Genomic DNA, 11,405 nt, shown 5'->3' with positions numbered 1-11,405 from the left:
GCGCCGGGACCGGCCCAGGGCGGACCGCCCGGCGCGCCCGGCGGCGGCCACTGGGGCTGCGGGTAGCCGGGCGGCGCCGGGTAGTGCGGCGTGCCCGCGGGTCCGGGGGAACCCGGCCCGCCCTCGGGCTCGCCGGGTGTCCCGGATCCGCTGTCGTCGGGTCGTCCGTTCACCACGGCCCGTCCACTCGGTGGTCGGAGACCTGCGGGGTCAGGACCGCTCGATCTCGATCTTCTCGATGACCACGTCGGTCAGCGGCCGGTCGGCCTGGCCGGTGGTGGTCTGGGCGATGGCGTCCACGACGGCCCGCGACTCGGCGTCGGCGACCTCACCGAAGATGGTGTGGCGCCGGTTCAGGTGCGGGGTGTTGCCCACCGTGATGAAGAACTGCGAGCCGTTGGTGCCCGGCCCGGCGTTGGCCATGGCCAGCAGGTAGGGCTTGTCGAACTTGAGGTCCGGGTGGAACTCGTCGCCGAACTGGTAGCCCGGGCCACCGCGACCGGTACCGGTCGGGTCGCCGCCCTGGATCATGAAGCCGCTGATCACCCGGTGGAAGATCGAACCGTCGTAGAACGGCCCGGAGTCGCCGCCGCTCGCGTTCGGGCCCGTGTAGTCCTTGCTGCCCTCCGCGAGGCCGACGAAGTTCGCGACCGTCTTCGGCGCATGGTCGCCGAACAGCACGACGCGGACGACGCCCTCGGAGGTGTGCAGGACGGCCGTCGTGTTGGCGTTTCCTGGTTCCGTCACGGCTACCATCGTGCCAGTAAGCAGCCGCATCCGTGGGAAGCAGGTCCGGAACATGAGTGCCGAGAGGACGCGGGCCCGTGCCCGCAAGGATGCGGCCGAGGCCGTGCACACCTTCGCCGACGCCGGCCGGATCGCCGGTGGCGCGGTCGCCGACGCCGTGGCGGGAGGGGTCTCGTCCCGCCTGTCCGGCCTGTCCGACGTGGTGTCCGGCTCGGTGCACGACGCCCGCCACGCGCTGGCCGAGGTGGTCGAGCCGACCCCGGCGCGGGTGCGCCGGGCCCCGTGGATCGTGGCCGTTCTGCTGCTGACCGCGGCCGCGGTGTGGGGCTGGGCGACGGTCCTGCAGCGCGAGCGCGAGGTGGACCCGGGGACCCCGGTGCCGACGACCCCGCCGACCGACGACCAGATCCACGGCAAGCCGATCGGCCAGGGCCGGTCGCAGGCGAGCGGTCACTGACCCACGGCCGTCCCGGAGCGGGCGGGTCAGGCCGGGCGCAGGGTCCGCAGGAAGCCGGTCACGGCGGCCTCGTAGCCGTCGGGATCGGCGTTCCAGCTGCCGGTGTGCTCGGTGCCGGAGAACTCCCGGTAGGTGACCGGCCAGCGGTGCCCGGGGGCGGCCGCGGCCAGGTCCCGGCTCAGCGTGACCGGCACGGCGGTGTCGGCGTCGCTGTGCAGGACGAGCGTCGGCGGGCGGACCGCGGGCGGGCGCCGGACCAGATCGAACCGGTCGAGGTCGATCCCGATCCGGCGCGCGGTGAACCGGGCCGCGACCCCGGCGAGGGTCGGCGGGAGACCGCGGTTGCGGGCCTGCCTGCGCAGCGTGCGACGCCAGTCGAGCAGCGGCGCGTCCCAGACCACGGCGTCGACGAGGTCGGCGTGCGGGGACCGGTCGAGGAACGCCCCGCCCACCGCGGCCCCCATCGACCAGCCGACCAGCACCAGCCGGCGCGCGCCGTGGACCAGGGCGTAGGCCGCGGCGGCGTCGATGTCGCGCCACTCGGTGTCGCCGAGGTGCGACCGCCCGTCCGGTGACTCCGGGGCGGTCCCGTCCCCGCGGTAGCTGACGACGAGCTGGGTCAGCCCGGCCGCGTGCAGCGCGGGCAGGATCCGCAGTGCCTCGCGCCGGGTACCGCCTCGGCCGTGCACGCACAGCGCCCAGGTGTCCGGGTCACCGCCGTCCGGGGCGGGGATGCGCCAGGCCGGTGCGAGGCCGAGGTCGGTGGGCACCCGGACGTCGTCGAAGGGCAGACCGCGGGCGGACGGGTCCGGGTCGAACGGGCCGGCGTCGAGCACCGCGGGGCCGGTCGCCGGGACCGGGCCGGCGCGCAGCTCCCGGACGACGGTGCGGCGCCCGCGGTCCAGGACCGGACCGACGACGGCGAGTCCGGCCGGGCCTCGCAGCCCCCAGACACCCGGCTGTGCGGACAGCCGGGTCCGCGCCAGCTCGACGGTGCCGTCCCCGGCGGTGACGACCCGCTCGGGCAGCCCCGGGTGCGGCGACGGGTGCAGCAGGATCGTCGAGTAGTGCCAGCCGATCGCGGCCGCGGCGGCGCCGCCCGCCCCGCCCAGGGCCCCGGCCAGCGCTCCCGCGACGGGCGCCGAACGACGGACGGAGTGGCGGACGGAGGAGCTCGGCGCGCGCACACAATCATCCTGCTCCCCCGCGTACGTGTGCCGCGAGTGGACCACCTGATGCCTGTTGGAGTGACGAGAAGGGGCCGTACGTGCGAGCCCCCTCTCAGGTCGCCACTCGTACGGGTGAAGATCGCCACCGAGTGACTGCGGAACGCAACCGACCGATGGGGATCTCGTTGTCCCCCGGCGAGGGTCGTCCGTCGGCCCTCCGCTCCCCCGCTCCCCCTTTGGAAGGACGTGCGCATGACCCCGCTCGCCCGTACCGCCCTGCGGCTGTCCCTCGCCGGCGCCGGCATCGCCGCGCTCGGCGCCGGTGTCGTCGGCCAGGCCTCGGCCGCCGAACTGCCCGAGGCACCCGATGCCCCGGACACCTCCGCCCTGCCGTCCTACGAGGACGGCACCCTGTCGAACGACGCGAACAGCGTCTCCTTCGGCGAGCTGCAGACCCCACACGGCGAGACCTCCGGTCTGCCGGAGCTGCCGTCGGCCGACGCGCTCCCCGGCCTGCCGAGCACCGACGCGCTCCCCTCGGCGGACTCGCTGCCGGGCGCGGAGGACCTCTCCACCGCCTCGCTGCAGTCCGCGGACGCGCCCGAGGTCCCCTCCGCTCCGGACGCGCCCGAGCTCCCCTCGGCCGACGACGCTCCCGAGCTCCCCTCCGCGGACGACGTCGACCTCCCGTCGGCCGACGACGCCGGCGCGCTGCCCGTGTTCGAGGTCCCGGGCGTGATGTACATCGAGGCTCCGACCGTCTCCTGACGGCGGACCGACGAGCGCCGGACCCCCGACCGGCGCTCGCGACGTCGCCCGTCCGGTGTCCCCACGACCGGGGCACCGGACGGGTGACCGCGAACGGGGTCAGGGCCGGCCGTGCCGCGGACGCGGCGGCGGCGCGGGCACCACCGGCGCGCGGACGAGGAGCTCGTAGCGGTCGAAGGACCCCTCGTCGTCGACGACGTGGCGCAGGAACCGGAACCCGGCCCGTCGCGCGACCCCGACCGATGCGGTGTTCTGCGGGTCGACGTCGATCGAGATCCATCGCACGTCACCCCGTTCGCCCAGGTAGCGGGCGGCGAGCCGGACCGCGCGCGTCGCGAGGCCGCGACGGCGGTACGCCGCGTAGACGCCGTAGGACAGACCGGCCCGGTCCCCCGCGGGATCCAGGTCGACGTCGATCGTCCCGGCGAGGACGGCGCCGCCGTCGACCCGGATGCCGAAGCTCAGCTTCGGCCCGTCGTCGGCCCAGCGTTCGATCGCGCGGCGGACGTGGGCGCGGGCGGTCGCCGGGGTCGCGGGAGCGCCACCGAGCCAGCGGACGATCTCGGCGTCCTCACCCGCGAGGTGGGCCGTCACGTCGTCCCAGCCGAGCGGACTGAGGACGACGACGCCGTCCGCCAGCATGTTCGAGGGACGCGACACGGCACCATCCTGCCCCAGACGTCGCCGTGCGTGATCGGGACCTCCCCCTCCGGGGTTCCCCGTCAGGACGACGGCGCCTCGCGCACCCGGTAGCGCATGAGGAGCGTGTCGTCCCCCGTGACGACGCTGACGAGCTCGAGACGCGTGGGGTCCATGCCCGCGCCGCGGGCGATCCGGCCTGCCTCGCCGGAGACCAGGAACGGCGCGAGGGTCAGTCGCAGCTCGTCGACCAGGCCCGCCTCGGCCAGGCTGCCGAACAGCGCGGGTCCGCCCATGCAGTTGATCCGGCGCAGCCCGCGCTCCCCCAGCGCGGCGACGGCGACGGCGAGGTCGACCGACTCGTCGCCGGTGAGCACGACCTCGGCGCCGGCGTCGGCCCACCGGCCGCGCAGGTCCGCGGGGACCGACTCGCAGGTGAGCACGATCGTGGGGACCACGGTGTCGGTCAGCACCGGCGCCGACGGGTCGAGCGACTTCCCCGACGAGGTGACGACCGCCGTCGACGGCAATTCCGACAGCCCGAAGCGGCGGCGCCGGTCGCCCATCCGGTCGTTGTGCTTGACGCCGGTGAACCCCTCGGCGGCGGCCGTCCCGGCCGCGACGAGCACGACGTCGGCCAGGTCGGTCCCCAGGTCCAGCACCGCGCGGTCGGGCGGGGTGGACAGCCCGGCCGAGCTGCCCGCGACCTCGACGGCGCCGTCGGCGCTGGACACGAAGTTGACCGACAGCCGGAGGCGGTCGTCCGGGTAGGCGTAGAGCCGTTCGAGCTGCTCGGTCGACAGCGGTCCGGCGTCGGCCGCCGGGAAGATCTGGTGGATCATGCTCACGCGAGCAGTCTCACCGCCCGCGACGGGTTCCGCTCGCCGCGGACGGTGGCGACCATCTCGCAGGTCTCGCGGGTGGCCCGGGCCTGGTGGGCGCGCACCATGGCGACGCCGCGGTCCGCGGCCAGCGCCGTCGCGGCGAGGGTGCCGGTCAGCCGCTCCTCCAGCGGCACGGCCAGGGACTCACCGACGACGGTCTTGTTCGACATCGCCAGCAGCACCGGCCAGCCGGTCGCGACCATCTCGTCGATGCCGCGCAGGACCTGGAGGCTGTGCAACGTGTTCTTGGAGAAGTCGATCGCCGGGTCGATGAGGATCCCCTCGGCGGGCACGCCCGCGGCGACGGCCTTCTCGGCGAGCGCGACGGTCTGGTCGATGACGCTGCGGAGCACGTCGGCGTAGCGGGGCCGGTGCGGCTCGGTGCGCGGGGTGACGTGGTCGGTGTGGGCGCTGACGTAGCCGGCGCCGTACCGGGCGGCGACGTCGAGGATCGCCCCGTCGGCGGCGGCCCAGTTGTCGTTGACCAGGTCGGCCCCGGCGGCGCAGACGGCGTCGGCGGGCCCGGCGCGGAAGGTGTCGACCGAGATCGCGACGTCGGGGAACGTGTGGCGCGCCCACTCCACGGTCGGCACGACCCGGTCGATCTCCTCCTGCTCGGTGACCTCGGTGCCCGGACTGGCCGGGACGCCGCCGATGTCGATGACGTCGGCACCCTCCCGGACGACCGCGGTGATCCGGTCCCGGGCGGCCTGCTCGGCGAAGGTGACGCCGTGGTCGTAGAACGAGTCGGGGGTCCGGTTCACGATCGCCATGACCATCGCCCGGTCCCGGTTCCAGGTACGTCCACGGAACGTCACGCTCGGCACGTGGTCTCCTCACAGCACGGTCCGGGCCCGCTGCAGGACCCGGTGGGATCCCCATCCTCCCCGGGCCCCCGCGGGCACGCCCACCGGTCACCCGCGGGCGTAGTCCCGCAGGGGCGGCTCGACGGCCACCCGCGGCTCGGTCGCGATGCTGGTCGCGACCTGCCCCAGCAGCCGCACCTCGTTCGCCGGGAGCTGCGTCCGGTCGACGGCGGGCATGACGTCGGCCAGGCAGACGGCGCGGTCGATCCGGCCCGCGTCGGCGGGGCCGTCGTGGTGCAGCGCGTCGGCGACGACGGCGTACCCGACCGGGTCGGTGCTGCCCATGGTCAGGTGCTCGGCGACGTGCACCGGGCAGAGCGACTGGACGGGGATGTTCGCGATCCGGCCCGCGCCGTCGCGACGCAGCTCCGAGCTCGCCGCGGGCGGCAGGTTCGGGACCACGACCTCGTCGGTCACGGTGTAGACGACGGTGTAGTCGATCCCGGCGAACGTCTCCGGCCCGTCGTTGAGTGCGGCGAGGAGCCGGGAGCCGGTCTGCTGCTGCCAGAACGCGGGGACACAGCCGGGTCCGCAGACCGGGTAGGCGTCGAGCGTGCCGTGGTTCGACGGGTCGATCCCGATCATGTCGGTGACCATGCCGCGGGTGTCCGGCCAGTACTTCAGCGCCCAGCGCGGGACCATGCCGCCCTGGCTGAACCCGACGACGGAGATCGGGCCGCCGGCCTCGTCGTGCATGGTGCGGATCGCGTGGACGACGTGCTCGGCCGCGACCTGGATGTCCCCGGTCGCGTGCGCGGGCAGCTGCACGAGGCAGTGGGCCCGGCCCTCCTGCGCGAAGGCGCGCGCGTAGTTCCAGTCGAAGTTGACGTCGGGGTCCAGCGTCGTCCCCGGCACCAGCAGGACCGGGGCGCCCGCGGAACGGGCGAGGTCGCCGTGGCAGGTGAGGCTCTCGTCCAGGCCGGGCGCGGTGAGCGCGGGCCCGGGGTCGGCGGCGCGCTCCGGGGAGGCCGCCGCCACCCCCGCGACGCCGGTCAGGCAGGCCGCGGTGACGGCCAGCGCGAGCAGGGTGGACCTCGTCGTCCGTGCCATGTCTTCCCCCGTTGTCGATCTTCCTGATCAGTGAACGAGGGCGGCGGCCTGCGGTGACGCGTTCTCGTCGGTTCGACGACGACCGGGTGCGCCTCGGACGGACGGAACGCGGTGCCGGTGGTCACCGGATCCCGCACCAGGTCGGTGTCGTCGGCACGACCGGAACCTGAGAACCAGGTCTCGCCCCGGCGCGGAACCCGGACGGGTGACAGCACTGCCGGGCGGCCGGCCGTCCCGCTGTGGGCGGTCGGGCCTCCGGCCGCGGTACGACCCGCCGGGCGGGACCGGTCCGCCGACCGTCGCAGCCGACCGGCCGCCGGGGTCACGCCAGGTGCTTCCCGGAGATCGCGCGGGCGATGACGAGCTGCTGGATCTGCTCGGTGCCCTCGAAGATGTCGTAGATCTTCGAGTCGCGGTGCATCCGCTCCACCGGGTGCTCGCGCGAGTAGCCCGCACCGCCGAGGATCTGGATGGCGCGCTCGGTGGCCCACACGGCGACCCGGCCGGCCTTGAGCTTGGACATCGACCCCTCGCCCGCGGTGAACGGGACGTTGTTGCGGCCCATCCACGCGGCCCGGTGCACGAGCAGCCGGGCGGCGTCGATCTCGGTCTTCATGTCCGCGAGCATGAACGAGATCGACTGGTTCTCGATGATCGGACGGCCGAAGGCGACGCGGTCCTTGGCGTACTCCAGCGCGTACTCGTAGGCGGCGCGGGCGATGCCGATCGCCTGCGAGCCGACCGTCGGGCGGGACAGCTCGAAGGTCTGCATCGCGGCCGAGCCCTTCGACTTCTCCCCCGACCGGGCGCGGGCGAGCCGCTCGTCGAGCTTCTCCTTGCCGCCGAGCAGGCAGGAGCCGGGGAGCTTCACGTCGTCGAGGAACACGTCCGCGGTGTGCGACGCGCGCAGACCCATCTTCTTGATCTTGCGGGTGGACTCCAGGCCGGGGGTGTTCGGCGGGACGACGAACGCGGCCTGCCCCTTGCTCCCCAGGCCCGAGTCGACGACGGCCTGCACCACGTGGATGTTCGCGATGCCGCCGTTGGTGGCCCAGGCCTTCTGACCGGTCAGGGTCCACTCGTCCTTCGCCTCGTCGTAGACGGCGCGGGTGCGCATCGCCGAGACGTCGGAGCCGGCCTCGGGCTCGGACGAGCAGAACGCGCCGACCTGCGGCTCGGAGGCATCGCCGTAGCACTGGGGGATGAACTCGACCATCTGCTCGGGCGTGCCGGAGGCGAAGATGCCGGCCACCGCGAGGGTGGTGCCGAAGATCGCCATGCCGATGCCGCCGTCGCCCCAGAAGAGCTCCTCGTTGACCAGCGGCATGGAGAGCCCGGTCTCGTCACCCCAGAAGGAGGCGAGGGTCTCGAAGTTGTAGAGCTCGATCTTCGCGGCCTCCTGCAGGATCGGCCACGGGGTCTCCTCGCGCTCGTCCCACTCGGCGGCGGCCGGACGTACGACGTCGGCGGCGAAGCCGTGCACCCACTCCTGCAGCTCGCGGTGTTCCTCGGACAGTTCGAAGGAAGTCATCTCAACTCTCCGCTGTTCGGTCGCGGTTCTCGTCAGGCGGACGGGATCTGGAACATCTTCTGCAGGGCGGTCGCGAAGCCGACGTCGCCGGAGACCTTGAGCTTGCGCGTCATGAACAGGGTCACCGGGTTGGCGTTGTTCGTGGCGACCTTCAGGAACTCGGTACCCGGCATGGTCAGCGCGGTCCGGGCGTCCTCGTCGGTGCCCTCGGTGACGGTGCAGGTCCCGTTCTGCAGCACGGTCTGGAAGCTGTCGGTCGTCGAGCCGTCCTTGATGTGCCAGTGCACGACCTGCCGGTTCCCGGAGGCACCCTTCGACGAGTAGAACTCGCTCATCCGGCCGAAGATCGCCTCCAGCACCGGCCGGCGGACCTCGGACGACATCACGGTCGCCAGCTGCTGTTTCGACGCGGTCTTGACCAGGCGGGCGAACAGCGACGGGTCGACGTCCTTCGCGTTCCCGTCACGCAGGGCCGTGCCGAGGGTGGAGATCAGCTGCTCGTCGGACAGGGACTTGGGGTCGACGCTGCGACCCAGCTCGTTGATGTCGACCGTGTCGGCCATCGCTCGCTCCACCTCGCCGTGGTTCACACAAGTGTCCGGTACTCGCCGTACCGGCTCGGACGGGGCGTACTTTACGCAGCAGTAGCTAAGCTGTCGAGATGGCACCCCCACCCCGCCGCAGGCTCCCGCCCGCACAGCGCGAGAAGCAGGTCCTCGACGCGGCGGTGCGCGTGTTCTCCCGGGACGGGTTCCACGACGCGTCGATGGACGCCGTCGCCGACGAGGCGGGGCTGTCGAAGCCGATGGTCTACACGCACGGCGGGGGCTCGAAGGAGGAACTGCTGCGGCGGTGCATCCGCCGCGAGTCCGACCGGCTGCTGGAGTCGGTCTCCGGCGCCGCAGCCGGGGCACCGGCCGACGCCGAGGTGCGCCTGCACCGCGGCCTCCGGGCGTTCTTCGCCAGCGTGACCATCCACCGCGACGGCTGGTCGGTGCTCTACCGCCAGGCCCGCACCGGGGCACTCGCGGACGAGGTGCACGCGGCGCGCACCCGCATCGTCGACCGGGTGGCACAGCTGCTGGCCGCCGAGCTGGTCGCCCCCGAGGGGATCGACCCGGCGACGGTCACCACCCCGATCGCGGCGGCGCTGGCGGGTGCGGCCGAGGGTCTGGCCGACTGGGCCGGCGACGGTGGGGACCCCGACGACCTCGCCTCGACGCTGATGGCGCTGGTGTGGCCGGGGCTGGCCCTGCTGCGCTCCTAGTCCCCTCCGCCGGGAAATCGATCACCGTGCAATCGATCACCGGGTCGCGATTGTCACCATAATAGAGGGAAATCGATCCGTAACCCCGCCGTGTCCACGTGCAACGGCATACGCGCGCGTTGTTCGGAGTGCGCGTACAGGCCGGATGTCACTCGAATGAGTGATGTCGCCGATTCACCGTTCCGGCAGCTCAGAGCCAAGCCCACCTATTGTCCGAGGGTGTCGGGATCGCTACGTGCAACACATCATCAGCGGTTCACCGAGACGGGTGTCGATGACGTCACCCGGTGTCGGCGCGCATTCCGGGAGAACGCCGGTTACCTTTCTCCGCAGTACGTCCCCGAATTCCGGGGCGTGCAGTCGACAGCAGTGAACATGAAGGGAACGCATTCCATGCGTCAGTCCGTGCGTACTCTGGCCGCCACCGCCATCGCCGTCCCGATGACCCTCGGTGCGGCCGGGATGGCCTTCGCCGACGACACCGTCGATCAGGGCCAGGCTTCCGAGGCCACCGCATCGTCCGAGCAGGGTGCCGCCACCGAGCAGGGCAACAGCTCGTTCGCCCCGGTCACCCAGGCGAACCCGGCGCTGAACGTGAGCGACGTCCTCGGCCTGAGCGACTTCGCCAACGAGGACTACGACGGCGGTGAGGGGTCCGGACAGCAGATCGTCCAGGACAACTCGATCGACTCCTCGAACGAGCAGGGCAACAAGGCCTCCACCGAGCAGGCCCAGAAGACCGTCGTCGAGCAGATCGCCGGCCTCGCGGGCTGATCCGCCGCCGTCCCCGGCCGCCGGGCACAACCCACCGCTCCGGCGCCGACCGCCCGTGCCGGCCCCTACGACCGGGTCGGCCGAGCTCCTTCCCCGAGAGGATCGTCCCCCATGCGCAAGTCCTTCCGCATCGCCACCGCCGCGGCGCTCGCCGTCCCCATGACCATCGGTGCAGCCGGCATGGCCTTCGCCGACCACGAGCGCGGCGACCGCAGCGAGACCAGCACCCAGGAGACCGCGGGTTCGGCCACCGGCACCCAGTCGTCGGAGAGCACCCAGGGCAACGCCAACGGCGCCCCGGTGACCCAGGCGAACCCGGCGGCGAACGTCGACGGCATCGCCTCGCTGAGCGACTTCGCGAACGAGGACGTCCGCGGCGGCTCCGGCCAGGAGATCGTGCAGGACAACTCGATCGACTCGTCGAACGAGCAGGGCAACAAGGCCTCCTCCGAGCAGGCCCAGAAGACCGTCCTGGACCAGGTCGCCGACCAGTCCTGAGACACCCGAGGTCCGGGGGCACAGCCCGGCTTCTCCGGCGAACGGCCGGTCCGCAGACGGCGGGCCGGCTCGTTCGTGTGTCCGGGCCGCGGCTGCCGGCCGAGTGGTGGCGCTCAGCCCTCCGTCGCCGGACGGGTGACCAGGCGCCGGGTGCGGTCCGGCAGCCGGTCGACGATGCGGCCGATCCGCTCGGTGGTGCCCTGCAGCGGTGCGAGCGCGTCGGCCAGCACCCCGATCTGCCGGTCGAGCGCGTCGATCCGAGCCGCGACCGACCGCAGGTCCGGGGCGACGGCGGTCAGCTGGCTCGCGGCCTGCGCGAGGTTGACGTCCAGCGCGGCCAGCCGCGGGGTGCCGTCCGCGTCGGCGTCCGCGACGGCCGCGGCGATCCGCCGGACGGCGCCCTGGTCGCCGGTGGCGGAGGCCAGCGTCGCAAGGTCCTCCCGCACGGTGGCGAGCACCCGCAGCGGCTCCACCGCGCCCGCGAGGGCGGCGAGGTCGCCGGGGGTGCGGGCCAGCTCCTGCAGCGGTCCGACCGCCTCGGCGAGCCGCGCGAGGTCGGCCCGGGTCGCGGCCAGCTCGTGCACCGCGGGTACGGCGCCGGTCAGGCTCTCCAGGTGCTCGCGGGCCGAGGCCAGCTCCCGCAGCGGCTCGACGGCGCCGGCGAGCTGCGCCAGGTCGGCGCGGGTGGCGGCGAGCTCCTGGAGCGGGGCGACGGCGTCGGCGAGGCGCTGCAGCGAGGTGACCGCCCCGGCCAG

14 protein-coding genes are annotated in these 11,405 nt (G+C 73.5%); 5 read left to right on the top strand and 9 right to left on the bottom strand.

Annotated features, from left to right (window positions below):
* Nucleotides 1–210: 210 nt before the first annotated feature.
* Entirely contained in the window at nucleotides 211–756 is a 546-nt protein-coding gene (locus NH602_RS21555; RefSeq protein ID WP_062399093.1) for a peptidylprolyl isomerase, read from the bottom strand.
* 43 nt (nucleotides 757–799) lie between these two features.
* Here NH602_RS21555 and NH602_RS21550 point away from each other — a divergent pair, with 43 nt between their 5' ends.
* Nucleotides 800–1,204, top strand: a complete 405-nt coding sequence (locus tag NH602_RS21550) for a hypothetical protein (RefSeq protein WP_073573733.1) — start codon at nucleotides 800–802, stop codon at nucleotides 1,202–1,204.
* Between the two features lie 26 nt (nucleotides 1,205–1,230).
* On the opposite strand, the gene NH602_RS21545 is transcribed toward NH602_RS21550, so the two are convergent.
* Complete coding sequence (locus NH602_RS21545; protein WP_253068743.1) at nucleotides 1,231–2,391, bottom strand: S9 family peptidase; 1,161 nt, start codon at nucleotides 2,389–2,391, stop codon at nucleotides 1,231–1,233.
* A 234-nt stretch (nucleotides 2,392–2,625) separates the two neighbouring features.
* On the opposite strand from NH602_RS21545, the gene NH602_RS21540 reads away from it, so the two are divergent.
* A complete protein-coding gene (locus NH602_RS21540; protein ID WP_253068742.1) occupies nucleotides 2,626–3,141 on the top strand; it encodes a hypothetical protein in 516 nt (171 codons plus the stop codon).
* A gap of 99 nt (nucleotides 3,142–3,240) precedes the next feature.
* Here NH602_RS21540 and NH602_RS21535 read toward each other — a convergent pair whose 3' ends face one another.
* The 6 genes from NH602_RS21535 to NH602_RS21510 all read right to left on the bottom strand — a co-directional run bounded on the left by NH602_RS21535 (nucleotide 3,241) and on the right by NH602_RS21510 (nucleotide 8,674).
* Nucleotides 3,241–3,801, bottom strand: coding sequence for a GNAT family N-acetyltransferase (locus NH602_RS21535; RefSeq protein ID WP_062399087.1), 561 nt, complete (start codon nucleotides 3,799–3,801; stop codon nucleotides 3,241–3,243).
* A 62-nt stretch (nucleotides 3,802–3,863) separates the two neighbouring features.
* Nucleotides 3,864–4,622, bottom strand: a complete 759-nt coding sequence (locus tag NH602_RS21530) for a dihydrofolate reductase family protein (RefSeq protein ID WP_253068744.1) — start codon at nucleotides 4,620–4,622, stop codon at nucleotides 3,864–3,866.
* Between the two features lie 2 nt (nucleotides 4,623–4,624).
* Entirely contained in the window at nucleotides 4,625–5,491 is an 867-nt protein-coding gene (gene folP, locus NH602_RS21525) for a dihydropteroate synthase (protein ID WP_253068741.1), read from the bottom strand.
* Nucleotides 5,492–5,578: 87 nt separating this feature from the next.
* Entirely contained in the window at nucleotides 5,579–6,580 is a 1,002-nt protein-coding gene (locus NH602_RS21520) for a triacylglycerol lipase (protein WP_100879117.1), read from the bottom strand.
* Nucleotides 6,581–6,902: 322 nt separating this feature from the next.
* Nucleotides 6,903–8,111: an acyl-CoA dehydrogenase family protein gene (locus tag NH602_RS21515; protein ID WP_179761474.1), complete on the bottom strand. Its 1,209-nt coding sequence runs from the start codon at nucleotides 8,109–8,111 to the stop codon at nucleotides 6,903–6,905.
* Between the two features lie 32 nt (nucleotides 8,112–8,143).
* Complete coding sequence (locus NH602_RS21510) at nucleotides 8,144–8,674, bottom strand: SCP2 sterol-binding domain-containing protein (RefSeq protein WP_062403970.1); 531 nt, start codon at nucleotides 8,672–8,674, stop codon at nucleotides 8,144–8,146.
* Nucleotides 8,675–8,772: 98 nt separating this feature from the next.
* On the opposite strand from NH602_RS21510, the gene NH602_RS21505 reads away from it, so the two are divergent.
* The 3 genes from NH602_RS21505 (at nucleotide 8,773) to NH602_RS21495 (ending at nucleotide 10,650) form a co-directional block, all read left to right on the top strand.
* Nucleotides 8,773–9,378 (top strand): TetR/AcrR family transcriptional regulator, encoded by a 606-nt coding sequence (locus NH602_RS21505; RefSeq protein WP_161151870.1) that lies wholly within the window; start codon nucleotides 8,773–8,775, stop codon nucleotides 9,376–9,378.
* A gap of 393 nt (nucleotides 9,379–9,771) precedes the next feature.
* The gene (locus NH602_RS21500) at nucleotides 9,772–10,152 is read left to right on the top strand and encodes a hypothetical protein (protein WP_161151871.1); all 381 of its coding nucleotides are present in this window, start codon (nucleotides 9,772–9,774) and stop codon (nucleotides 10,150–10,152) included.
* 111 nt (nucleotides 10,153–10,263) lie between these two features.
* Entirely contained in the window at nucleotides 10,264–10,650 is a 387-nt protein-coding gene (locus tag NH602_RS21495; RefSeq protein ID WP_253068740.1) for a hypothetical protein, read from the top strand.
* A 113-nt stretch (nucleotides 10,651–10,763) separates the two neighbouring features.
* Here the strand turns inward: NH602_RS21495 and NH602_RS21490 are convergent.
* On the bottom strand, nucleotides 10,764–11,405 hold a 642-nt coding region (locus NH602_RS21490; RefSeq protein WP_253068739.1), incomplete at its 5' end, for a hypothetical protein.

Source organism: Pseudonocardia sp. McavD-2-B (genome assembly GCF_024124365.1).
Classification (GTDB): domain Bacteria; phylum Actinomycetota; class Actinomycetes; order Mycobacteriales; family Pseudonocardiaceae; genus Pseudonocardia; species Pseudonocardia alni.
This window is presented reverse-complemented; position numbering and strand designations above follow the sequence as displayed.